We start from the raw sequence: 20,851 nt of genomic DNA, 5'->3' as shown, positions 1-20,851 counted from the left end.
GTAGGATCCGGGCGCCGCGCATGTCGGAGTCCGGTGAGACGAGCTCCGAGATCGCATCGCGACACCCCGTTTCCGGTACAACCACTCCGGGAGCGGATAGGGCAGAATCTGCGCCCCGGATCGGGCACAAGTTCAGCCCGTCGAGCGTTACGTGCTCGACAAAGCAGAATGGGCCTGCTGCTGGGGGCGGCGTTACCCAAGGGGTCCAGCTACACAACGCGCACAACGACGTGCGTACCGCATGACCCGCTGAGCCAGGGGGAAGAGGGACGATGGCCACCGACTACGACGCGCCACGCAAGACGGACGAGGAGCTCTCTGAAGACAGTATCGAGGAGCTCAAGGCGCGGCGCATGGACAAGAACTCCGGGAAGGTCGACGTCGACGAGGCCGAAGTGGCCGAGACGTTCGAGCTGCCCGGCGCAGACCTTTCCAACGAGGAACTCTCCGTGCGGGTGTTGCCCCGCCAGGCGGACGAGTTCACCTGCTCGAACTGCTTCCTGGTCCACCACCGGAGCCAGCTCGCGTTCGAGAAGAGCGGACAGCCGGTCTGCCGAGACTGCGCCGCCTGACGGATCGAGGAGATCCGACCGGGTGACAGTCTGAAGGTGGCCGCCGGTGCGGAGCGCGAGGCCTCGGCCCGCGTGATGCCTGGGCTTGGATGGTCGCCAAGACACGCGTCCGGGGGTGCGTCACCGCCACGTGCGGTGATGAACCTCCGGACGCGTTGCTGTGTCCGGGACGATTCTCTCCGTGCCTCGTCGCCGACGGTGACGGGGCGGACAGGTCAGTCAGCCACGACTCGGGGGTAGTTCACCGGTCCACTTGCGCCACAGCTGGGCGGCCTGTCGCGTGGCGAAGAGTCGGGCGATGGCGATGCCGACCCCGCTCGCGAGCGCCCACGTGACGGCTTCTTTCCAGGTGAGATCCGGATCCTCAGGATCGGTGGGCGGCTCGTTGCCGGTCACGAATCGCCAGCCGGTGTCGACAGCCTTTCGGGTCACCGCGACGGCGGCGAAGGTGGTGGCTCCGCGGACAAGAGTCCAGCCAAGCTTCGACCCGTTCATGGACAACCTCCCTCTTTCTCCCGAGTCTCGCACGTCCGGTGGGTTTCTCGCGCGGACTACGAACGCGGACCCATCGAGGCGGACTAGGAACGCCGGGGGTCGCGGGCCGCGTCGAGAGCGGCGGCGAGCACTTCCGGGCGCCGGCTGGCGACGTACCAGTACGGCGTGGGGTCCTGGGGGTCGGTGACCTCGACTCGCACGCCACGGGAGATGTAGGGGCGCAGGAACATCCGCGCGGTCGCGTCGGCGGCCGGGCCACGAAGGGCGGCGGCCTGACCGGCGGACAGGGGGAGTACCGAACCGATCGCGGCCACCGGAAGCCGGGCGGTGCCGACGTCGAGGCCGCCTTCGGTGACGCTCACCCGGAGCCTGCTGTAGACGAGCAGGCCGATCACGCAGAGGACGGACACGGCCAGGCCGATGAGGTGACCGGCGGGGCCGCGGATCGCGGCGGCGACCGCGATCCAGAACGATCCGGCCATCACGAGGACGAAGGCCCACCATCCCACCGGGGCCCACCAGCGCTCGGAGTAGCGCGCGGGGCGGTTCCCGCTCACCGATCCGGCTTCGCGTTCGGATTGCGCGTTCACGCGGGCAAGCCTCCCACCGAGACGGCGTCTTGATGCCGGTAGGGTCGGGCACCGTGACCAGCGCGGACGACATACCGGTACTCATCCGACGTCTCGACCCCGACGTCAGGATTCCGGCCTATGCTCATCCAGGTGACGCCGGCGCCGATCTCGCCACCACCGTCGATGTCACCCTCGAGCCGGGTGAGCGCGCGGTGGTTCCGACCGGTGTGGCCATCGCACTTCCAGCGGGCTACGCGGCGTTCGTGCATCCCCGCTCCGGCCTCGCCGCCCGACTCGGGGTGTCGATCGTGAACACACCGGGCACAGTGGACGCGGGCTACCGGGGGGAGATCCTCGTCGTACTGGTCAATCTCGACCCGTTCCAGCAGGTCAGGTTCCGGCGCGGCGACCGGATCGCGCAGTTGGTGGTCCAGAAGGTGGAGCGTGCTCGTTTCGTCGAGGTCGACACCCTTCCGGGTTCGATCCGAGGCGATGGTGGGCACGGCTCGACCGGAGGCTTTACCCAGGCGGGCGAGGCCCGCGGCGAAGGGAACTGACGTGATCTTCCGAAAGGCGAACCCGTCGCACACCGACTCAGACCTCGACTCGAGGGACCGTAGGCGTCGTGGTCGCAGGCGGGACGACGACGTGCCCACCTGGCCGCAGGAGGACGTCGCGGAGGAGGCGCCGAGAGCACCCTCGTCCGGATCCGCCGACGCGGAGCGCGGGCACGGCCCCTACGACGCCAGCGAGGTGGAGTCGGTCGACGAGCCCTTCGAGGTGGGTCGCATCGACCTCGGCGGCCTGCAGGTCCACCCGGTCGAAGGGATCGAACTGCGGCTCCAGGTCGACGAGGCGTCCCAGACGGTCGTGGCGGCCCTGCTGGTCCAGGAGGACTCCGCGCTGGAGCTGCGGGCCTTCGCGGCACCGCGTAGCGGCGGCCTGTGGGACGACATCCGGCGCGAGATCGCCTCCGAGACCACCCGCCGGGGCGGGATCGTGACAGAGGCGACCGGGCCGTTCGGCGACGAGATCAAGGTGATGGTCCCGACCAGGCTGCCCGACGGTCAGCAGGCGACGCAGGCCTCCCGCATCGTCGGCGTGGACGGCCCCCGGTGGCTGCTGCGAGGCACCCTGATCGGGCGCGCGGCGAACGAGCCCGAGGCCGCCGGCCCGCTCCTCGCGGCGATGGCGCAGGTGGTCGTCGTCCGCGGCCGCAACCCGATGGCGCCCCGTGACATGATCCCGTTGCGACTGCCCGACGCGGCTCGCCAGCTCGGCTCCGACGGCGCGGACCTGCGGTGATCCACCGCCTCGAAGGCACCCCTACGCCGAGCCGTCGCCGCGCTGCTGCCAGACGAGTACGCTGCGACGCATGAGCAGCGACACCACCCGGTCGACACGCCCCGGTATGTGGCGGCGTGCGCTCTCCATGCTCACCAGCAGCCAGCACGACATCGAGGCGGCGGAGCTACAGGAAGACGTCCTCGAGTCTGGTTTCGACCCGATCCACGGCTGCGCCGACCGCGAGCTGGTCCAGCTCCGCGGCACCATCCGGACCGTCACGCTGCGGCCGCGGGCGGGCACGCCCGCGCTGGAGGCGGAGCTCTACGACGGATCCGGAACCGTCGCACTGGTGTGGTTGGGTCGGCGCCGGATCGCCGGAATCGAGCCAGGTAGGGGCATCGTCGTCAGGGGGCGCATCGCCGTCCACGACGATCGCCGGGTCATGTACAACCCGCGTTACGAGCTCCTCCCCCTAGGAGAGTAGTGGTGACTGACGGACCGCGAAGCCCGGAGGACGTCCCGACCGTGGCCGGGACACAACCGGAGCCGCCGTCGAAGGCCACCAAGGAGGAGGGCTTCTCCCTGCTCTCGGCGTTCGGCGGCTGGGGCGGGCTCCTGGACGCGGGCCTTCCCGGCCTCGCGTTCGTCCTCGTCTTCACACTCTTCGACCAGCAGTTGCGCCCCGCGCTGATGGTCGCCATCGGACTCGGCGTGGTCTTCGCGGTCATCCGGTTGGTCCGCCGCGACCCGCTGCAGAACGTCGTCGGTGGCTTCATCGGGATCGCGATCGCCGCCGTCATCGCCAACGCGACCGGCAACGCCGCCGACTTCTACCTGCCCGGCCTCTTCATCAACGGTGCCTACGCGCTCGGCTACCTCATCGCCAACGTCCTTCGCTGGCCCCTGATCGGCCTGGTCGTCGGACTGGCCGCGGGCTGGGGCACGGCATGGCGTCAGGATCCCGTGCTGCTGCGTGCCTTCCAGCGAGCCGGTTGGCTCTGGGTGGGCTTCTTCGTTCTCAAGCTCCTCGTCCAGCTGCCGCTCTACCTCGCCGACCAGGTGGTCGCGCTCGGTGTGGCGCGGGTCGTCATGGGTTGGCCGCTGTGGCTGGTGCTGATGTGGTTGACCTACCTGGTGGTGAAGGCATCCGTTCCGGCCGACCGCTGGTCGGCGGTCAAGCAGGCAGCCGAACAGCTCGCCGCGCGTCAGAACGGCAAGAGCGAACGCGAATAGCCGGTCCCCCCAGATTCGGGGGACCGGCTCACATGCCGGGTTCTCTTCCTGGGGTTCACTTGCTGGGGTTCACTTCAGGGGGTTCGAGCGGACCCCGCTCACTTCTTGGCGTGCGGGCAGAGCAGTTCCTGAAGCTCCTTCTCGCGCTCGGTGATCGCGACGAAGAGCAGCTCGTCGTGCGCCTCGAGCGGCGTGTCGCCGGTCGGCACCAGGACCCGCCCCTCCCGGACGATCGTCACGAGGGTCGTGTCGGGCGGCCAGGAAACGTCCTGGACCCGGTGTCCGATGCAGGCCGACTCGCCGGGGAGCGTCAGCTCGACGAGGTTTGCCTCGCCCTGGCGGAAGGTGAACAGCCGGACGAGATCGCCGACGGTCACCGCCTCCTCGACCAGGGCGGCCATGATCCGTGGCGTGGACACCGCGACGTCGACACCCCACGACTCGTTGAACATCCACTCGTTCTTCGGGTGGTTGACCCGGGCGACCACCCGAGGAACCCCGAACTCCGTCTTCGCAAGCAGCGAGACGACCAGGTTGACCTTGTCGTCACCGGTCGCGGCGATCGCGACCTGGCAGCGGTGCAGCGCGGCCTCGTCGAGGGTGGAGAGTTCGCAGGCGTCGGCAAGCAGCCATTCGGCGTTGGGGACCGACTCGGCCTTGGTGGCGCGAGGGTCCCGGTCGATGAGGAGCACCTCGTGGTTGTTCTCGAGAAGCTCGGCGGCGATGGAGCGGCCGACGTTGCCGGCGCCGGCGATCACGACACGCATCAGACTTCCTCCGGTCCAGCGGCGAAGGCGGCCTCGACCTTCTCGGTCGTGCCCTCGCGCATGATCACGTGGACGAGGTCACCGTCCTGGATCACAGTCTCTCGCTCTGGAAGGATTCCCTCACCCAGTCGGGTGAGGAAGGCGACCCGGGCGCCCGAGGCGGCCTCGAGATCGCGCACCCGGTGGCCCACCCAGTCGGTGCTGATGTGCACCTCGGCCAGGCGGACAGTGCCGGTCGCGTCGCGCCACTCGGGCTCGGAGCCCTCCGGGAGCAGCCGGCGGATGATCTGGTGCGTGGTCCACGGGATCGTCGCGACGGTCGGGATGCCGAGCCGCTGGTAGACCTCGGCCCGGCCGGGGTCGTAGATGCGTGCGACGACGTTGTCGATCCGGAAGATCTCCCGGGCGATCCGCGCCGCGAGGACGTTGGAGTTGTCACCGCTCGAGACCGCGGCGAACGCGCCGGCCTCCTCGATACCGGCCTCGATCAGGACGTCCCGGTCAAAGCCGACTCCGGTGATGGTACGGCCGGCGAAGTTGGGGCCGAGCCGACGGAAGGCCTCGGCCGCCCGGTCGACGATGGCGATGCTGTGGCCACGGTCCTCGAGGCTGTGTGCGAGGGTGGAACCGACCCGGCCGCAGCCCATGATCACGATGTGCACAGTCTTCTCCGCACGGTCCTTGTCAGGGCAATCCCGAACGCTACACCGGGTGGCCAGGTGATGGCCCGCGGGCGGCCTTCGGGTTCTGACCGCACCTTGGACAATACGTTTGGTCATATTCTCAACCAGATCGAGGGGCGGATCCAGGTCTCCTGGGTGGACGTGTGAGACCGGTGACCGTGCGCCCGCCGCGCCGGCTCGATCGTGTGCCTCTAGCATCCTTGCCGTGGGATTCGGAGATCTGGGCAAACGCCTGCTGGTCGGACGCAAGCTCCGCAGCACCCAGCTGCACGAGACCCTCCTGCCGAAACGCATCGCCCTACCGGTCTTCGCGAGCGACGCGCTCTCGTCGGTCGGCTACGCGCCGGACGAAATCTTCATCACCCTCTCGGCGGCCGGGCTCGCCGCCTACGCCTTCTCCTGGAAGATCGGCATCGCGGTCGCGATCGTCATGCTCGCGGTGGTGGCGTCCTACCGCCAGACGGTCCAGGCCTACCAGTCGGGTGGGGGCGACTACGAGGTCGCGACGGTCAACCTGGGCCGCCCCGCCGGACTCACGGTCGCGAGCGCGCTGCTCGTCGACTACGTACTCACGGTAGCTGTGTCGATCTCCTCCGCGACCCAGTACGCCGCCACCGCCATCGCTCCGCTGCAGGGACACCAGACGATCGTCGCTGTGCTCGCGACGTTGTTCGTGATGACCATGAACCTCCGGGGCATCCGGGAGTCCGGCACGGCTTTCGCCATCCCGACGTACCTCTTCATGGCCGCGATCCTGGGCATGGCCGCCTGGGGGTTCCTGCGGTACTTCCTCGGCGACCTACCGCAGGCGGAGACCGCCAACCTGCACCTCGCCTCCGAGCCCACCTTCAGTGGTGGCCTCGCCGGCGTCGCCGCGGTGTTCCTGATCCTGCGTGCCTTCGCCTCCGGTAGTGCCGCCCTCACCGGTGTCGAGGCGATCAGCAACGGCGTGCCGGCGTTTCGCAAGCCGAAGGGGCGCAACGCGGCGACGACGCTCCTCCTGCTCGGAGCCGTCGCGCTCGTCATGGGGCTCGCCGTCAACGTTCTCGCCAACCTGATGCACGTGCGGATGGCGGAGTCTCCCGCCACCCAGCTGCTCCGGCCGGACGGCACCCCGGTGGGGCCCTCCTACCACCAGGCGCCGGTGATCAGCCAGCTCGCCGCGGGGATCTTCGACCACTTCCCGGCCGGCTTCTACCTCGTCGCCGCGGTCACCGGCATCATCCTGGTCCTCGCTGCCAACACCGCGTTCAACGGTTTTCCCGTTCTCGGCTCGATCCTCGGCCGGGACGGGTTCCTGCCTCGCCAGCTGCACACACGCGGCGACCGGCTCGCCTACTCCAACGGCATCATCTTGCTGGCCGGCTTCGCGATCGTGTTGATCGTGGCGTTCCAGGCCGACGTCACCCGGCTGGTCCAGCTCTACATCGTCGGTGTGTTCGTGTCCTTCACCGTCAGCCAGACCGGCATGCTCCGACACTGGACCCGCCTGCTGCGCACCGAGCAGGATCCGGCGGCCCGCGCCCGGATGCACCGCAGCCGGCTGGTCAACGCGTTCGGCCTGTGCGTGACCGGGCTGGTGCTGATCGTCGTGCTCATCACGAAGTTCACCCACGGTGCGTGGATCGCGATCGCGGCGATGGCGGTGCTCTTCATCCTCATGCGTGCGATCCGGGGGCACTACGACCGGGTGGCGGCCGAGATCGCGGTGGACTCCGAGGACGACTTCATGTTGCCATCCAAGGTGCACGCCGTGGTCCTTGTGTCCAAGCTGCACCGGCCCGCGCTGCGCGCCCTCTCCTTCGCCCGGGCCTCCCGCCCGAACGTGCTCGAAGCGGTGACCGTCGACGTCGATTCGGAGGAGACGAAGAGGCTCGTCGAGGAGTGGGACCAGCACGGCATCCCGGTGCCGCTGAAGGTGCTCGCCTCTCCCTACCGCGAGATCACCCGGCCGATCCTCGACTACGTCCGCAGCATCCGCCGGGCGAGCCCGCGCGACATCGTCATGGTCTACATCCCGGAGTACGTCGTCGGGCGCTGGTGGGAGCAGTTGCTGCACAACCACAGCGCGCTGCGGCTGAAGGGGCGCCTGCTGTTCACCCCGGGCGTCCTGGTCACGAGCGTTCCCTACCAGCTCCGCTCCTCCCGGATCGCCGCCCGGCGCGCGGAGCGGCCCTGGCGGGCGCCCGGGTCCATCCGGCGCGGTGGTCCCCGGCGTACCGAGGAACAACGCACCGGTACCCGGCGCTGAGTCCGGCCCGGCCGCGTCGCGCCGACCCCGCCGTACACGGCAGCGCACGAGCGGCGGAGGCCCCCAGGATTGGATCCAGCCGGATTCGGGAGGATGCGGGTATGGATCTGCGCATTTTCACCGAACCCCAGCAGGGTGCCTCCCACGACGAACTGCTCCGCCTCGCGCAGCTGACGGAGGAGTGCGGGTACGACGCGTTCTTCCGGTCCGACCACCTGATGGCCGCCGAGGGCATGTACACGCACCAGGCCGGGGGCGTGCCCGGTCCGACGGACGCCTGGAGCCAGCTGACGGCGCTGGCACGGGAGACCAGCCGGGTGCGGCTCGGCACGCTGGTGTCCCCGGTGACGTTCCGTGCGCCGGGCCTGCTCGCCATCCAGGTCGCGCAGGCCGACCAGATGTCGGGTGGCCGGGTGGAGCTGGGGCTCGGCGCCGGCTGGTACGAGGCCGAACACCGTGCCTACGGCATCCCGTTCCCGCCGCGGCGGTTCGACCTGCTGGAGGAGCAGCTCGCGATCATCACCGGCCTGTGGTCGACCCCGGTCGGGAAGCGGTTCAGTTTCACCGGCGAGCACTACCAGCTCGAGGACTCCCCGGCGCTGCCGAAGCCGGTGCAGTCGCCGTACCCGCCGATCATCGTGGGCGGCGGAGGGCCGCGCCGGACACCGGTCCTCGCCGCGACGTACGCCGCGGAGTTCAACGCCGGCTTCGCCGGGCCGGCGGAGCTGGCGCCGAGGTTCGAGCGGGTCCGGGAGGTGTGCGCCGAGGTCGGCCGCGATCCGACCACACTGCGGCTCTCGGCCGCGCTGACGGTGTGCTGCGGCCGGGACGACGCGGAGGTCGCCCGCCGCGCGGAGCTGATCGGTCGGGACCCCGCGGATCTGCGGTCGAGCGGGCTCGCGGGTACGCCCGCGGAGGTCGTGGCGCGGATCGGAGAGTTCGCCGCCCTGGGTGTCTCCCGGATCTACCTCCAGCTGCTGGACATCGCCGACTTCGACCAGGTGGAGCTCGTCGCGGCGGAGGTCGCGCCGCAGCTCGGCTAGGGGGTCGTCTCCCGAATCGAGCCGGTGCAGCGAGCGGTGGGTCCGCGCCGCGGTGGCGAGGACAACGTGGCCAGCGTGGATGCGGGGTATCGCGAGTCAGGCGGGATGTGGGAGACGCACCTAGATCACGAGCGGGGAAGCGTGGGTACGGGGGAGGCCATGGGCCAGATGCGGATCGGCGCTGTCGAGGTGGATCGGGCGGTGGAGTGGTACGGCCCGCTTCGCACGGTCGGGGACATGTTCCCCGGCTCGCCCGAGGACGTGTGGCGGGACAACGCGGACTGGCTCAGCCCGGACTTCTGGAACCCCGTCACCGGCCGCTACAACGGGGCCGTGCAGACCTGGGTGCTCCGCGGCGGGGGCCGCACCATCCTGGTCGACACCGGCGTCGGCAACGACCGGGACCGACCGCAGGCCCCCGCGCTCGACCACCTGGCGACGGACTTCCTCGACCGGCTCGCGGCCGCCGGGGTCCGGCCGTCCGACGTGGACGTCGTGGTCAACACCCACATCCACTACGACCACGTCGGCTGGAACACCCACCTGGACGGCGGGACCTGGACGCCGACGTTCCCGAACGCCACCTACCTCGTGCCCCGCGCCGACTACGACTACTTCCACCCGGCGAACGCGCACCGGATGCGACCTCCGCGAACCGACGACGAGCGGGCCCGGTTCGAGGGGATCCGGCTGGTGTTCGCGGACAGCATCGAGCCGGTCGAGCGGTCCGGCCAGCTCAGGTTGTGGGAGAACGAGCACCGCGTCGACGAGACGATCCGGCTGGAGGCCGCGCCGGGTCACACTCCGGGTTCTTCCGTCCTGTGGGTGGAGTCCGCTCACTCCTGCGGGGTGTTCGTCGGCGACCTGCTGCACAGCCCCGTGCAGATCCTGCACCCGGAGGTCGCGTGCACCTTCGACCTCGACGCCGACCAGGCCCGGGTCTCGCGCCGCAGGGTGCTCGACCGGGCGGCGTCGATGCGGGCCACCGTGTTTCCCGGGCACTTCGGTGGCGCCGGAGCCGCGTCGATCGTGGCCGCGGCGCTGCCGGACGGATTCACGATCGCCGGTTGGGCACCCTTCCCGGCGCCGCCGCGGGTGCGCTGAGCGCCGTACTCAGGCGCCGCGCGCGCGGTGGTCGGCGACCCGAACGCGGTTCGCGCAGCGCAGGGAGCAGAACCTCCGCCGGCCGTTGCGTGAGGTGTCGAGGAACACCGTCTCGCAGTCGTCTCGATCGCAGCGGCCCAGCCGCCCTCCGCCCGCCTCACAGACGACGTGCGCGAGGCCCGCTGCCGTCTGCGCCCGGACCCGGGTCACCGCGTCGGGGTCCTCGGGGAAGTAGTGCAGGTGCGGCGCGCGTCCACCGTGCCGGCTCACGAACGGCCGGCTCGCCCCCCGCTCGAGGAGCACGTTGACGGTGTGAATCTGGCGTTCCGGGTCGGTCTCGCCGTAGACCGGTCGGAGCTGGTCCGCCCATCCGGCGAGGTCGGCTCCCTGCTCCGCGCTCAGCGGTCCGGACACGATGCCGTGCTCGTGGAGGACGGCACGCAGTCGGGCGAGATCCTGCCGCCCGCTCGGCTCGCGGCAGAGGTTGACCAGCGCCGTCGCGAGCTGCGCGGCGGACCCGCCGTAATGGTTGAAATGCACAAACGCATGACACCACACTGTCGGAATGCCTGACAACAAGCCGGGCCGCCCGGGCTGCCCCTCCTGCGGCTGGCCGGTCGACCCGCCCGGCGACCGGGAGCATGGGCGTCCCGACGTCCCGACATCGACCACGCACGGTGAGACCCTGTCCACGCATCACAGCGCCGAAGGGACCGTGGAGTACCGCAGGTGTGTCTGCGGCCATCTCCTCGTCCTGCTGGCCGGCACGGTGGTCGGGGGAGCGGGGCCGCGCTGGGGCGCCGATCCCAGCCTCGCCCCGGCAGGCGGACGCCTGTCCTACGACCGGCCGTAGGACATGGCCTAGACTGCGATCTGTCCACCTGGCGTTGAGCGAAGAGGACCGGCTGTGAGCAATCCCGGTAGTGGCCTGCTGCGGATCAGCCGCGGCGGTCTGCTCGCCGTCTGCTGCACCGCCTTGGCGCTCCTCGGGCACGTCTCCAGTGGCGGTGGACGGCCACCGGTGCCCGCGCTCCTCGCCGTCACCGTGGTTGTCGGCTCCGCGTTCGCGGTCCTCGCCGACCGGCGCCGCGCCTTCGGCCAGATCCTGGTGGGCGCGCTCGTGGCCCAGGTGGCGTTCCACACCGCGTTCACCCTGTCCATGCCCGGTCACCATCACGTCTCGGGTGTCGCGGTGTCCCATGGATCGACCGAGCTGTTCTTCGGGCTGAAGAGCGGCATACCGATGCTGCTGGGCCACCTCGTGGCCGCTGTCCTGGTCGCCGTCCTCGCCGCCTCCGGCGAAGCGCTGGTCTGGGCGCTCTACCACCTGCTCGGGCTGGTCCGACTGCCCGACCTCGCGAAGCCCCTGCCCTCCGGTCCGTCGAGCCCGCCGCCGAACGACGTCGCCGCCCTTCCGGCCGCCGCCGAGTGGCTGGGCGGGCGAGCCCACCCACGGCGAGGACCGCCGCGGCTGGTCCACGCCTGACCTTTCTCCCACCGGTCTCTCCCCGGCGAGCCGTGCCCGTGCGGGCCGCCGCCGGACGACGTGGCGAGGAACGTCGTGGTCCTACCCGCTCGCCCGTCATCCCCACGCGCTCGCCGCGTCGGGCGCCCCGTGTGTGGCGCAGTCGCGGCGGTGTGGCGCGTCAGGCTCGAGAGGTCGTTCCATGCTTCGCCGATCCCTTCGCCGTTCCACCCTGGTCGTCGGCGCGACCGCCGGGGCGCTGGTCCTGTTCGCCGGGGCCGCCTCCGCTCACGTCACGGTTGATCCGTCGCAGGCCAACCGGGGCGACTACGCCAAGCTCACGTTCCGCGTTCCGGACGAGTCCGACACCGCCTCGACCATCCGGGTGCGGGTGATGTTCCCGCCGATCCCCTCGGTGCGGGTCAAGCCGCACCCGGGGTGGACCGTGTCGGTCCAGAAGTCGAAACTCCCCAAGCCCGTCGACGTGGGCGACTTCACGCTCGAGGAGGCGGTGACCTCGATCACCTGGACCGTGGCCGAGGGCGGGGGAATCGCACCAGGAGAGTTCGACGAGTTCGACGTGTCCGTCGGCCCGCTCCCGGACAAGCCGTCCCTGTCCTTCCCCACCGACCAGACCTACGACGACAACAAGGTCGTCCGTTGGAACCAGATCCCGACGGCCGGTGCCGCCGAGCCGGAGTCCCCGGCCCCGACGCTCACGCTGGCGGCCGCCGCCGCGGGCGGACACCACGGCACCGACCCGGCCACCTCGGCGGCGCCGACTCCGACCAGCCCGTCGGTCGGTGCGGAGCAGGCGAGTGCCGAGGGCGGTTCCGGTGCCCGCGTGACGCCGGCCGCGTCGGCGTCCGACTCGACCGCCCGCGCGCTCGGTGCCGCCGGGCTCGCCGTCGGTGTCCTCGGGCTCGCCAGCGCCGGATATGCCGCTCTCGTCCTGCGCCGCCGGGAGTCCCGGTGAGGCGTCGGTACGTCACCGCGCCGGCCGGCTCGACCCCCTCGCGGGTGCGGGCCGGCCGGGGGCCGGTCGCGCCTCTCCTCGTCGCTGCCGTCATCCTGATGGGATGTCTCGGTGCCCAGGTCGTCTCGTCGGCTCCGGCGTGGGCCCACGACAGCCTGGTCGCCAGCGATCCCAAGGACGGTGCCGTGCTCGACCGTGCACCGTCCGCCATCGTCCTGCGGTTCGACCAACCGGTCGGCCGGAGGTTCGGGCAGGTCGTGGTGAGCGGACCCGACGGGTCGACCTACCAGGACGGCCAGGTGCAGGTGTCCGGCTCCACGGTTCGGCAGGCCCTGCGGGCCCTCGGGCCGGCGGGCACCTACCGGATCGCCTGGCGGGTGGTGTCCGCCGACGGGCACCCGGTGTCCGACACGCTGGCGTTCCGGCTGGCCTCGGCCGGCGCCGGAGCGGGCGCGACACCCACGACGACACCCGGCACGACCTCCGACTCGACACCGTCGGTGACGGCTTCGGCCACGTCGCCGGCCGCGGGCGGCGATACGGGCTCGGGCGGGTCGGGCCTGCCCTGGACACCGATCGTCCTGGTCGTCGTCCTGGTGGGTCTGCTCGCCGCCGGGATCGGCGTGATGGCGCGGCGCGGACGAAAGACCTCGAGGTGAGGAACAAGCGATGGTGACCGAGAGCCAGCAGAGCGGCATGCGTTCGCGCGGTCTCCCCTCGTGGTGGATCGCGGTCGGCGGGTGCCTTCTCGCCGCGGTGGCGGTGCTGGTCATCGCCCTGCTCGTGGGCGGTGGCCGGCCGAAGCCGGCGCCGCCGGGCCTGCCCGATCCCGGCATGCTGACCGGCTGGGGCCTCCCGGTCGCCAAACTGGCGATGGACGTCGCGGGTGTCGGCGTCGTCGGCTCGTTGCTCTTCAGCGTGCTCTCGCCCGCGAAGGGCGGTGCGTTGCAGCCGGCCGCCGAACGCGCAGTCCGCGGTGCCGCCGCCTTCGCCTGGGTGTGGGCCGTCGCCGCCGCCCTGACGCTGGTGTTCACCCTGTCGGACTTCCTCGGAGTTCCGGCGATGAGGCTCGACTACCAGGAGAACCTCGCCGGCTTCATCGCCGAGGTGTCCCAGGGCCGCTCGCTCGCCCTCGTCCTCCTCCTCACCGTCATCCTCGCCGCGGCCGCCCGCGGGGTCCGTACGCTCAACGGCGCCGCCCTGCTCCTCGTCCTCGGCGTCACCGCCACGCTGCCCCCCGCGCTGACCGGACACTCGGCGAGCGCCGCCGACCACGACGTGGCCACCTCGAGCCTGCTGGTGCACGTCGTCGTGGTGACGCTGTGGATCGGCGGCCTGCTCGCGCTCGCGGTCTACGGACGGCGGGCGACGACGAAGGTGCTCGCCGGAAGCGCCCGGCGCTTCAGCACGCTGGCATTGTGGTGCTACGTCGCCGCCGCGTTCTCCGGGCTGGTCAACGCCTGGATCCGGCTCGGCGGCATCGCCCCGCTGGTCAGCTCCTCCTACGGCTGGCTGGTGCTCGGGAAGTTGGCCGCCATCGTGGTTCTCGGTTGGCTCGGCTGGTGGCACCGGAAGCGCACCCTGCCCGCGCTGGACAAGGGAACGCCGGGCGTCTTCCGGCGCTTCGCGGCGGTCGAGGCGGCCGTCATGCTGGCCACGGTCGGGCTGGCCGTCGCCCTGTCCAGGACGCCCACCCCGGTGCCCGACGAGGTGAAGACGACCTCGACCGCGGAGGCCCTGATCGGCTACCCGGTTCCGCCGTTCTCCGGTTCCGCGCTGTTGTCGAGCTGGCGGCTGGACACGCTGGTCGTCCTGTTCGCCGCGACCGGTGTCTACCTCTACCTGCGCGGCGTGTTCCGGTTGCGCTCGAAGGGCGTGCACTGGCCGGTCGGCCGTACGTTCGCCTGGCTCGGCGGTGTGGCCGTCGTGGTGTTCGTCCTCTGCTCCGGCGTCGCGACGTACGCCCCGGCGATGTTCAGCGTCCACATGGTCCAGCACATGTCGCTGAGCATGCTTGCGCCGATCCTGTTGGCCATGGGCGCGCCGGTGACGCTCGCCCTACGGGCCCTGCCGGCCGTCCGGCGGGAGGGCTCCGACGGTCCGGGGGAGCGCTCCGGTGACCGTGGCGCGCGGGAGTGGATCCTCGTGCTCCTGCACAGCCGGATCGTCCGCGTGCTGACCCACCCCGTGGTCGCGCTCGCGATCTACGTCGTGAGCCTGTACGCGTTCTACTTCTCGCCGCTGCTCAGCGCCGCGATGCGCAACCACACCGGCCATCTGCTGATGTCCGTCCACTTCCTGCTGGTCGGGTCGCTGTACTTCTGGCCGATCATCGGACTGGACCCGATACCACGGCTGCTCCCGCCCCTCGGCCGGATGCTCATGCTGTTCGCGTCCATGCCGTTCCACGCGTTCTTCGGCGTCATCGTCATGACCAGCACGACCGTGATCGGCGGCGACTGGTTCTCCGCTTTGAGGCTGCCCTGGATCGATCCGCTCGCCGACCAGAACGTCGGTGGTGGCATCGCCTGGGCCACCGCGGAGATCCCCGTCCTCATCGTGTTGGGGGTGGTCTTCGCTCAGTGGGTACGCGCGGACCACCGTGAGGCCCGCCGGATCGACCGACGCGCCGACGCGGGCAAGGACGACCAGCTCGCGAGCTACAACGCGATGCTCGCCCGGCTCGCCGCCCACGACGAGAGCAAGAGCTGACGCGGCCAGGCCCCATCTGGGCTGGCCGATCTTCACCCTCGGGGTCGCTTGGCTCCCACCCTCGTCCGCGTGTATCTTGATATCGAGATAATCCGGTGCGCCGCTCCGGAAACGAGACCGCACCGTCAAAACCGACGACTGGTGCGCTGCCCGCACACTTAGGTCACCCTGGCCGGTGCGGCCGGGCGCCTCGCGGGCAGGATGGCGGCGGACCGACACCCAGACCACGGACAAGGGGAGAGGGCGATGGCGAGCGTCGACAGCTTCGGAGCCAAGGGGCAGCTCGAGGTCGGTGAGGCGTCGTACGAGATCTTCCGGCTCGCCGCCGTCGAGGGCGCCGACCGCCTTCCGTACAGCCTGAAGATCCTGCTCGAGAACCTTCTGCGCACCGAGGACGGTGCCAACATCACGGCCGACGACATCCGCGCGCTCGCCGGCTGGGACGCGAAGGCCGAGCCGAGCAAGGAAATACAGTTCACCCCCGCGCGGGTCATCATGCAGGACTTCACCGGTGTACCGGCCGTGGTCGACCTGGCCACGATGCGCGAGGCCGTGCGTGCGCTCGGCGGCGACCCGGCCAGCATCAACCCGCTCTCGCCGGCCGAGCTGGTCATCGACCACTCCGTGATCGCCGACGTCTTCGGCACGCCGGACTCCTTCTCCCGCAACGTGGAGATCGAGTACGACCGCAACAAGGAGCGCTACCAGTTCCTGCGCTGGGGACAGGGCGCGTTCGACGACTTCCGCGTGGTGCCGCCGGGCACCGGCATCGTCCACCAGGTCAACATCGAGCACCTGGCGCGGGTCGTCTTCCAGCGCGAGGTCGACGGGGCGCCGCAGGCCTATCCGGACACCTGTGTCGGCACCGACTCCCACACCACGATGGTCAACGGCCTCGGCGTCGTCGGCTGGGGCGTGGGCGGCATCGAGGCCGAGGCGGCGATGCTCGGTCAGCCGGTCAGCATGCTCATCCCGCGGGTCGTGGGCTTCAAGCTCGCCGGCGAGCTCCCCGAGGGCGCGACGGCGACCGACCTCGTACTCACCATCACCGAGAAGCTGCGCCAGCACGGCGTGGTCGGGAAGTTCGTGGAGTTCTACGGCCCCGGCGTGAGCGCGGTGCCGCTGGCCAACCGGGCGACGATCGGCAACATGTCCCCGGAGTACGGCTCCACCATCGCGGTCTTCCCGATCGACGAGGAGACCGTCCGCTACCTCCAGCTGACGGGCCGTCCGGCCGAGCAGGTCGCGCTGGTCGAGGCCTACGCCAAGGAGCAGGGCCTCTGGCACGACCCCAACCGCGAGTCCGACTACTCCGAGTACCTCGAGCTCGACCTGGCGACCGTCGTCCCCTCCATCGCCGGCCCGAAGCGGCCGCAGGACCGGGTGAGCCTGAGCGACGCCAAGCAGGTCTTCCGCGGCGTCCTCTCCGACTACGTGCAGGAGATCGCGCCCGAGGAGGAGAAGGGGTACGACGAGGCGGCGGCCGAGTCCTTCCCGGCGAGCGACGCTCCGGCGTTCCACGGTGACAACCACGCCGACGCGCCCCACGGCTACGCGAGTGCGGCGCACGGCGCCGACGGACGGCCGAGTTCGCCCACCCGCGTCACGCTGTCGGACGGCATCACCTGCGAGCTCGACCACGGTGCCGTCGCGATCGCGGCGATCACGTCCTGCACCAACACCTCCAACCCCTCGGTCATGGTGGGCGCCGCCCTGGTGGCCAAGAAGGCCGTGGAGCGTGGCCTCACCCGCAAGCCCTGGGTCAAGACGACGCTGGCACCCGGCTCGAAGGTCGTCATGGACTACTACGAGCGTGCCGGCCTCACGCCCTACCTCGACAAGCTCGGCTTCAACCTGGTCGGTTACGGCTGCACCACCTGCATCGGCAACTCCGGCCCGCTCATCCCCGAGGTGAGCCAGGCGGTCAACGACGCCGACCTCGCGGTCGTCTCGGTCCTGTCCGGCAACCGAAACTTCGAGGGCCGGATCAACCCCGACGTGAAGATGAACTACCTCGCCTCGCCGCCCCTCGTGGTGGCCTACGCGCTCGCGGGCACCATGGATCTCGACCTGTCGACCGAGCCGCTCGGCAAGGACAGCGAGGGCAACGACGTGTTCCTCGCCGACATCTGGCCGACCGAGCAGGAGATCGAGACGATCGTCGCGAGCGCGATCGCCAGCGAGATGTTCACCCGCGACTACGCCGACGTCTTCGCGGGCGACGAGCAGTGGCGGGCGCTGCCCACACCCGAGGGCGACCTCTTCGCGTGGGACAGCTCCTCGACCTACGTCCGTAAGCCGCCGTACTTCGAGGGGATGCCGGCGCAGCCCGCACCGGTCTCCGACATCTCCGGCGCGCGCGTCCTCGCCAAGCTCGGCGACTCGGTCACGACCGACCACATCTCCCCGGCCGGCTCGATCAAGAAGGACAGCCCCGCCGGCGCGTACCTGCTGGAGCACGGCGTCGCCCAGCGCGACTTCAACTCCTACGGCTCGCGGCGCGGCAACCACGAGGTGATGATCCGGGGCACGTTCGCCAACATCCGGCTGCGCAACCAGCTCGCCCCGGGCACCGAGGGCGGCTTCACCCGCGACTTCACCGCCGGCGGCGACGTGACCACGATCTACGACGCCTCGGTCAACTACCAGGCCGCGGGTGTGCCGCTGGTGATCCTCGCCGGCAAGGAGTACGGCTCCGGATCCTCCCGCGACTGGGCCGCCAAGGGAACCGCGCTACTCGGCGTCAAGGCTGTCGTCGCGGAGTCCTACGAGCGGATCCACCGCTCGAACCTGATCGGCATGGGGGTCCTGCCCCTGCAGTACGCCCAGGGCGAGTCGGCGGAGTCGCTCGGCCTCAGCGGCGAGGAGACCTTCGAGATCGTCGGGATCGAGGAGCTCAACAACGGCACGACGCCGCGGGAGCTGACCGTTCGGGCCGACGGCAAGGAGTTCCGGGCCGTCGTCCGGATCGACACCCCGGGTGAGGCCGACTACTTCCGGCACGGCGGGATCATGCAGTACGTCCTGCGTTCGCTGCTGTCGCGCTGAGTCCAGGAGTAGCACCGCTTCAGCTGGTCGCGGCCCGTCCCGTGGTGGTCTCACCACGGGACGGGCCGCGACGGCGTCTGGGCGGCGCGGCTACTGGCTGCCCTTGAGCTGGGCGAGGTAGTCGTCGCTCTCGTCCTCCTCCGCCGACTCCTCCGCGTCGGCCGGCCTGCGACGGCGCAGCGCGGAGGCGCCGATCACGAGGAGCAGCAGGCCGCCGAGACTGACCCAGGCACCGGGTTGGATGTCGTTGACCTGGATCTCGGCGACGTCGAACGCCGTCTCCGTCGCCCAGAGGGCGACCGTCACGAGGCCGACCAGGAACGACAGCCAGACGAGGAGTCGGACGAGCAGGAGGGTCCCGAGAACCCCGATCGCTCCCGCGACCGCTAGCGGGGCTGCCATCGACAGCCAGTAGGACGTCGCCTGGCCGTTGGTGTCTGGTTGCATCAGGAGTTGTTCGAGGCGAATCTGGCGCGGTGAGTTGTCTCCGAACCAGTCGAAGTAGGCGCTGCTGGCGACCCCGAGCGCGCCAATGGTGGCGAGGACGGCTGCCCGCGGACGGATGTCTGTCATGACCGGACCTCCCGACGGTGACTTCCCCCGCTGGGCTTCTCCCGTTGGATCTCGCTCAGACGTGCAACCTACCCGAACGGCTCCCTCCGCGCGCCGGTCCGATTGTCCGGGCGCGTCGCCGGTGTGCACCTGCGACCAGGTCTTGGAGGTCTACCGTGCCGCCGCTCAGCTGGTCGGGGGAGCCTCCAGGCCGTCGCGCAGCCGGGCGGCGTACGCCTCGGCCTCCTCGTCGTCGGCGTAGCGGTGCCGCGGCCAGAGGAACCCCCGCAGCCCGTCCCCCTTCGTCCGTGGGATCACGTGGGCGTGCAGGTGCGGCACGCTCTGGCTGACTCGGTTGTTGACGGCGACGAAGGAGCCCTGCGCACCCAGCGCCCCCTCCATTGCCTGGGCGAGGCGCTGGAGGGCCTCCAGGAACGGGTCCCGCAGCTCCGCCGGTAGGTCGGGGAGGGTCTCGACGTGCTCGCGGGGGACGAGCAGCGTGTGCCCCTTGAAGACCGGCCGTACGTCGAGGAAGGCCAGAAGGTCCGGCTCGTCCAGGACGACGAACGCCGGCGCGCCGGCGACGATCGCGCAGAAGCCGCAGGACTGCATGGTCGAAGCGTAGGCCGCTCCCGGCCGGTTGCCGGTTACGGCAACCCTTCAGAGGTGGCAAGCTCTTGACGATCAGATGACGTGCGAGTTTCCTTTGGCGCGTGACGCTCCGGCCTGGTTCGCAGGCGTCGCTACGTGCGGCCAACGTACGTCGAGTGCTGGCAGCGGTCCGAGCACACGGCGTCCTCAGTCAAGCCGAAATTGCCCGACTCACCGGACTCTCTCCGGCGTCGGTCTCCAACATCGTGCACCAGCTGGCCGACTCCAACGCGGTCGAGCTCTCGCCGGGCATCCGGGGTGGGCGGCGGGCGCAGGAGGTCCGGGTCCGCTCCGACGACGGCCTGGTGGTCGGCCTCGACTTCGGGCACCGGCACATCCGGGTGGCGGTGGCCGACCTGCGCTTCGCGGTGCGGGCCGAACGCCGGCACGAGTGCGACGTCGGCGCGTCCGCCGTCTCGGCCCTGGCCAGTGCCGAGAAGCTCGTCGACGAGCTCCTCGACCAGATCGGTGAGCGCCGCTGCTCGGTCCGGGCGGTCGGGATGGGCCTGCCAGCGCCGATGGGGCCGAACGGCGGCACCGTGGCGGCGTGGCCGATCCTGCCCGGCTGGGAGACGATCGACCCGGCCCGCGACCTCGCCGAGCGACTCGAGACCCCCGTCTTCGCCGACAACGACGCCAACCTCGGTGCGCGGGGCGAGCTGTACTTCGGGGCTGGGCGCGGGGTGGCCGACCTCGCCTACATCAAGGCCGCGACCGGCCTGGGTGCCGGCCTGGTGGTCGACGGTTGTGTCTACCGCGGCTTCGCCGGCTCCGCGGGGGAGATCGGTCACCTCACCATCGACGAGATGGGCCCGGTGTGTTCCTGCGGCAACCGGGGGTGCCTGGAGACCATGGTGGGCGCGCCGTACCTGCTGGAACTGATCCGCCACAGTCACCCGGAGCTCCGTACGGTGGACGAGCTCGTCAGCCGGGCGCTGGAGGGCGACGGCGGGTGCCGCCGGGTGATCGCCGACGCCGGCCGGCACATCGGGTTCGTCGCGGCCAACCTGTGCAATGTGGTCAATCCGGAACGCGTGGTGGTCGGAGGCGATCTCGCGGCGGCCGGCGACCTGTTGCTGGAGCCGTTGCGAGCGGCCATGCCCCGTTACGCTGTGTGCTCAGTCGCCTCGACGCCCGTGGTGGCGGCGCTGACCGGGGAACGCGCGGAGGTTCTCGGTGCCCTCGTCCTCGCGGTCGAGGAGTTCCGCAGGCGTAACGAGACGCCCGTCCACGACACGCTGGCCGGCGCCGCCCCGGCGTAGGGCGCGGCCGCAATCACCCGATTCGTAGCGTTAGGGTCGCGTTATGGTGCGATCCGTATCCGTTGTGTCGCAAGTAACGGCCGGGTGTGACGTGGCGAACCTTACGGCGCGAATCGACGTCCGAGGTGATGATTGCGGTGCACTCTAGACTCGACGAGCCGGCGACAGGCGGCGGCAG

Annotated in this window: 22 protein-coding genes; 15 read left to right on the top strand and 7 right to left on the bottom strand. The window is 70.6% G+C overall.

All coding sequences use genetic code 11. The features are described from left to right. The first annotated feature begins 272 nt into the window (after positions 1 to 272). The gene (locus HEB94_RS35290) at positions 273 to 572 is read left to right on the top strand and encodes a DUF4193 domain-containing protein (RefSeq protein WP_192753852.1); all 300 of its coding nucleotides are present in this window, start codon (positions 273 to 275) and stop codon (positions 570 to 572) included. A gap of 219 nt (positions 573 to 791) precedes the next feature. On the opposite strand, the gene HEB94_RS35285 is transcribed toward HEB94_RS35290, so the two are convergent. Together HEB94_RS35285 and HEB94_RS51535 are read right to left on the bottom strand one after the other, a co-directional pair. After that, positions 792 to 1,067 carry a DUF4235 domain-containing protein gene (locus tag HEB94_RS35285; RefSeq protein WP_192753851.1) on the bottom strand — a complete coding sequence of 92 codons (276 nt, stop codon included), beginning with the start codon at positions 1,065 to 1,067 and terminating at the stop codon, positions 792 to 794. 83 nt (positions 1,068 to 1,150) lie between these two features. After that, a complete protein-coding gene (locus HEB94_RS51535) occupies positions 1,151 to 1,657 on the bottom strand; it encodes a DUF3093 family protein (protein WP_192753850.1) in 507 nt (168 codons plus the stop codon). 53 nt (positions 1,658 to 1,710) lie between these two features. On the opposite strand from HEB94_RS51535, the gene dut reads away from it, so the two are divergent. From dut to HEB94_RS35260, 4 genes are all read left to right on the top strand, one after another. Next, positions 1,711 to 2,196 carry a dUTP diphosphatase gene (gene dut / locus HEB94_RS35275; protein ID WP_337918124.1) on the top strand — a complete coding sequence of 162 codons (486 nt, stop codon included), beginning with the start codon at positions 1,711 to 1,713 and terminating at the stop codon, positions 2,194 to 2,196. 1 nt (position 2,197) lies between these two features. Further along, the gene (locus HEB94_RS35270) at positions 2,198 to 2,944 is read left to right on the top strand and encodes a DUF3710 domain-containing protein (RefSeq protein WP_192753848.1); all 747 of its coding nucleotides are present in this window, start codon (positions 2,198 to 2,200) and stop codon (positions 2,942 to 2,944) included. A 70-nt stretch (positions 2,945 to 3,014) separates the two neighbouring features. Then, positions 3,015 to 3,410 carry an OB-fold nucleic acid binding domain-containing protein gene (locus HEB94_RS35265; protein ID WP_192753847.1) on the top strand — a complete coding sequence of 132 codons (396 nt, stop codon included), beginning with the start codon at positions 3,015 to 3,017 and terminating at the stop codon, positions 3,408 to 3,410. Between the two features lie 2 nt (positions 3,411 to 3,412). Next, on the top strand, positions 3,413 to 4,159 hold the full coding sequence (locus HEB94_RS35260; protein WP_202896738.1) for a DUF3159 domain-containing protein: 747 nt from the start codon (positions 3,413 to 3,415) through the stop codon (positions 4,157 to 4,159). 98 nt (positions 4,160 to 4,257) lie between these two features. On the opposite strand, the gene HEB94_RS35255 is transcribed toward HEB94_RS35260, so the two are convergent. Then, on the bottom strand, positions 4,258 to 4,926 hold the full coding sequence (locus tag HEB94_RS35255) for a potassium channel family protein (protein WP_192753845.1): 669 nt from the start codon (positions 4,924 to 4,926) through the stop codon (positions 4,258 to 4,260). Then, positions 4,926 to 5,588 carry an NAD-binding protein gene (locus HEB94_RS35250; RefSeq protein WP_192753844.1) on the bottom strand — a complete coding sequence of 221 codons (663 nt, stop codon included), beginning with the start codon at positions 5,586 to 5,588 and terminating at the stop codon, positions 4,926 to 4,928. The genes HEB94_RS35255 and HEB94_RS35250 overlap by 1 nt, the downstream gene beginning before the upstream one ends. Positions 5,589 to 5,814: 226 nt before the next feature. Between HEB94_RS35250 and HEB94_RS35245 the strand changes: the two genes are divergently transcribed. The 3 genes from HEB94_RS35245 (at position 5,815) to HEB94_RS35235 (ending at position 10,007) form a co-directional block, all read left to right on the top strand. Beyond that, entirely contained in the window at positions 5,815 to 7,860 is a 2,046-nt protein-coding gene (locus HEB94_RS35245; protein ID WP_192753843.1) for an amino acid permease, read from the top strand. A gap of 101 nt (positions 7,861 to 7,961) precedes the next feature. Beyond that, positions 7,962 to 8,903: an LLM class F420-dependent oxidoreductase gene (locus HEB94_RS35240; protein WP_192753842.1), complete on the top strand. Its 942-nt coding sequence runs from the start codon at positions 7,962 to 7,964 to the stop codon at positions 8,901 to 8,903. A gap of 24 nt (positions 8,904 to 8,927) precedes the next feature. Then, entirely contained in the window at positions 8,928 to 10,007 is a 1,080-nt protein-coding gene (locus HEB94_RS35235) for an MBL fold metallo-hydrolase (RefSeq protein WP_337918123.1), read from the top strand. Positions 10,008 to 10,016: 9 nt separating this feature from the next. Here HEB94_RS35235 and HEB94_RS35230 read toward each other — a convergent pair whose 3' ends face one another. Further along, the gene (locus HEB94_RS35230; protein ID WP_192753841.1) at positions 10,017 to 10,547 is read right to left on the bottom strand and encodes a CGNR zinc finger domain-containing protein; all 531 of its coding nucleotides are present in this window, start codon (positions 10,545 to 10,547) and stop codon (positions 10,017 to 10,019) included. Between the two features lie 25 nt (positions 10,548 to 10,572). Between HEB94_RS35230 and HEB94_RS35225 the strand changes: the two genes are divergently transcribed. The 6 genes from HEB94_RS35225 (at position 10,573) to HEB94_RS35200 (ending at position 18,208) form a co-directional block, all read left to right on the top strand. Continuing rightward, the gene (locus HEB94_RS35225) at positions 10,573 to 10,860 is read left to right on the top strand and encodes a hypothetical protein (protein ID WP_192753840.1); all 288 of its coding nucleotides are present in this window, start codon (positions 10,573 to 10,575) and stop codon (positions 10,858 to 10,860) included. 54 nt (positions 10,861 to 10,914) lie between these two features. Further along, on the top strand, positions 10,915 to 11,493 hold the full coding sequence (locus HEB94_RS35220; protein WP_192753839.1) for a hypothetical protein: 579 nt from the start codon (positions 10,915 to 10,917) through the stop codon (positions 11,491 to 11,493). 181 nt (positions 11,494 to 11,674) lie between these two features. Further along, positions 11,675 to 12,448, top strand: coding sequence for a YcnI family copper-binding membrane protein (locus tag HEB94_RS35215; protein WP_192753838.1), 774 nt, complete (start codon positions 11,675 to 11,677; stop codon positions 12,446 to 12,448). Then, positions 12,445 to 13,107 carry a copper resistance protein CopC gene (locus HEB94_RS35210; RefSeq protein ID WP_202896736.1) on the top strand — a complete coding sequence of 221 codons (663 nt, stop codon included), beginning with the start codon at positions 12,445 to 12,447 and terminating at the stop codon, positions 13,105 to 13,107. The genes HEB94_RS35215 and HEB94_RS35210 overlap by 4 nt, the downstream gene beginning before the upstream one ends. A gap of 10 nt (positions 13,108 to 13,117) precedes the next feature. Then, entirely contained in the window at positions 13,118 to 15,160 is a 2,043-nt protein-coding gene (locus tag HEB94_RS35205; protein ID WP_202896735.1) for a bifunctional copper resistance protein CopD/cytochrome c oxidase assembly protein, read from the top strand. Positions 15,161 to 15,406: 246 nt separating this feature from the next. After that, positions 15,407 to 18,208: an aconitate hydratase gene (locus tag HEB94_RS35200; protein WP_192753837.1), complete on the top strand. Its 2,802-nt coding sequence runs from the start codon at positions 15,407 to 15,409 to the stop codon at positions 18,206 to 18,208. 90 nt (positions 18,209 to 18,298) lie between these two features. Here HEB94_RS35200 and HEB94_RS35195 read toward each other — a convergent pair whose 3' ends face one another. Both HEB94_RS35195 and HEB94_RS35190 read right to left on the bottom strand, forming a co-directional pair. Then, positions 18,299 to 18,781, bottom strand: coding sequence for a hypothetical protein (locus HEB94_RS35195; RefSeq protein WP_192753836.1), 483 nt, complete (start codon positions 18,779 to 18,781; stop codon positions 18,299 to 18,301). Positions 18,782 to 18,946: 165 nt separating this feature from the next. Then, positions 18,947 to 19,372 (bottom strand): HIT family protein, encoded by a 426-nt coding sequence (locus tag HEB94_RS35190; protein ID WP_192753835.1) that lies wholly within the window; start codon positions 19,370 to 19,372, stop codon positions 18,947 to 18,949. Positions 19,373 to 19,473: 101 nt separating this feature from the next. Between HEB94_RS35190 and HEB94_RS35185 the strand changes: the two genes are divergently transcribed. Continuing rightward, the gene (locus HEB94_RS35185; protein WP_337918122.1) at positions 19,474 to 20,673 is read left to right on the top strand and encodes an ROK family transcriptional regulator; all 1,200 of its coding nucleotides are present in this window, start codon (positions 19,474 to 19,476) and stop codon (positions 20,671 to 20,673) included. Positions 20,674 to 20,851 lie beyond the last annotated feature (178 nt).

The organism is Actinopolymorpha pittospori, from assembly GCF_014873875.1.
Lineage (GTDB): Bacteria > Actinomycetota > Actinomycetes > Propionibacteriales > Actinopolymorphaceae > Actinopolymorpha > Actinopolymorpha pittospori.
This window is presented reverse-complemented; position numbering and strand designations above follow the sequence as displayed.

Coding starts and splice junctions, on each gene's coding strand:
- HEB94_RS35265 (WP_192753847.1), top strand. CDS start 3,015: ATGAGCAGCGACACCACCCGGTCGACACGCCCCGGTATGTGGCGGCGT.
- HEB94_RS35240 (WP_192753842.1), top strand. CDS start 7,962: ATGGATCTGCGCATTTTCACCGAACCCCAGCAGGGTGCCTCCCACGAC.
- HEB94_RS35215 (WP_192753838.1), top strand. CDS start 11,675: ATGCTTCGCCGATCCCTTCGCCGTTCCACCCTGGTCGTCGGCGCGACC.
- HEB94_RS35190 (WP_192753835.1), bottom strand. CDS start 19,372: ATGCAGTCCTGCGGCTTCTGCGCGATCGTCGCCGGCGCGCCGGCGTTC.
- HEB94_RS35255 (WP_192753845.1), bottom strand. CDS start 4,926: ATGCGTGTCGTGATCGCCGGCGCCGGCAACGTCGGCCGCTCCATCGCC.
- HEB94_RS35205 (WP_202896735.1), top strand. CDS start 13,118: ATGGTGACCGAGAGCCAGCAGAGCGGCATGCGTTCGCGCGGTCTCCCC.
- HEB94_RS35290 (WP_192753852.1), top strand. CDS start 273: ATGGCCACCGACTACGACGCGCCACGCAAGACGGACGAGGAGCTCTCT.
- HEB94_RS35285 (WP_192753851.1), bottom strand. CDS start 1,067: ATGAACGGGTCGAAGCTTGGCTGGACTCTTGTCCGCGGAGCCACCACC.
- HEB94_RS35195 (WP_192753836.1), bottom strand. CDS start 18,781: ATGACAGACATCCGTCCGCGGGCAGCCGTCCTCGCCACCATTGGCGCG.
- HEB94_RS35225 (WP_192753840.1), top strand. CDS start 10,573: ATGCCTGACAACAAGCCGGGCCGCCCGGGCTGCCCCTCCTGCGGCTGG.
- HEB94_RS35200 (WP_192753837.1), top strand. CDS start 15,407: ATGGCGAGCGTCGACAGCTTCGGAGCCAAGGGGCAGCTCGAGGTCGGT.